General features: G+C 53.3%; 2 protein-coding genes. Both read left to right on the top strand.

The window, feature by feature from the left end; genetic code table 11:
• Positions 1 to 282: DnaB-like helicase C-terminal domain-containing protein (locus FE394_RS19110; protein WP_319927901.1), on the top strand; the 282-nt coding region annotated here is incomplete at its 5' end.
• The coding region (locus FE394_RS19105; protein ID WP_319927900.1) for a ParB family protein at positions 282 to 1,105 on the top strand (824 nt) is incomplete at its 3' end. The genes FE394_RS19110 and FE394_RS19105, both read left to right, overlap by 1 nt.

Below are 1,105 nucleotides of genomic sequence, written 5' to 3'. Positions count from 1 at the left end.
GCGCTGTCCCAGCTTAACCGACAGGTCGAAAACCGTTCCGATAAACGTCCTAACAATGGTGACCTGCGTGATTCCGGCTCACTGGAGCAGGACGCCGACCTGATACTGCATCTCTATCGCGATGAAGTCTATCACCCGGACACACCCGATACGGGTATCGCTGAAATCATTATTGGTAAGCAGCGTCAGGGTCCAACGGGCGCGGTTCGTGTGGGATTTGACGGGCAATATACGCGGTTTTCGGACTTATCCGCAGACAGTGATGGTTACGGGGGTAAATGATGGCACGGCAACATCTCAATATGGGCAATGCCTTGTTACAACAAGGGCGTCAGGCAGCAGCGATATGTAATGAACCACTCCCTGCGTCGGAAATGCCGATGGTACTGACACTGGATCAACTCCGCCCCAATCCGGATAACCCCCGCACCAGTCGGAATCCGCGTTACGACGATATCAAAGCCTCCATCAAAGCGCGCGGGCTGGATACGGTGCCGAAAGTCACCCGGGATCCGCAAGGTGAAGATGTCTATATCTTCAGCGATGGCGGCAATAGCCGCTATCAGATTTTGTCCGAACTGTGGCAGGAAACCGGCGATGAGCGTTTTTACCGGGTTCATTGCCTGTTTAAACCGTGGCCGGGCAGATTGCAGTGTGTTATCGGGCATCTGGCGGAGAATGAGCTGCGCGGAGATCTGAGTTTTATTGAAAAAGCATTAGGGATCAGCAAGGCCAGAGCCATTTACGAAGAGCAAAAGCAAAAAAAAATCACCTTGCGTGAATTGTCCGCGCAGCTTAATGCGGCCGGTTTTCCCGTCAGTGCCAGCCATATCAGCCGGATGGAGGATACGGTGCAATACCTGTATCCGTGGATGCCGAATCTGCTGGCGTCCGGGCTGGGAACGCCTCAGATACGCCCTTTATTGATGCTGCGCCAGAATGCCGAGGCCGTCTGGCAACAATATATCTTCAGTATAAACCCGGAACCCGCCGTCACCTTTGATGAAGTCTTTGGAGCCTGTTGCCGCAAATTTGATGCACTGGAAGACTGGGCGCCGGAGATGTTCCTTGATGAACTGATTGGGGATTTATTGCAGGTACTGCC

It is taken from the genome of Xenorhabdus littoralis (assembly GCF_033949345.1).
GTDB lineage: Bacteria > Pseudomonadota > Gammaproteobacteria > Enterobacterales > Enterobacteriaceae > Xenorhabdus > Xenorhabdus littoralis.
Note: the sequence above shows the minus strand (reverse complement) of the source record. Positions and strands in the feature narration are given on the sequence as shown.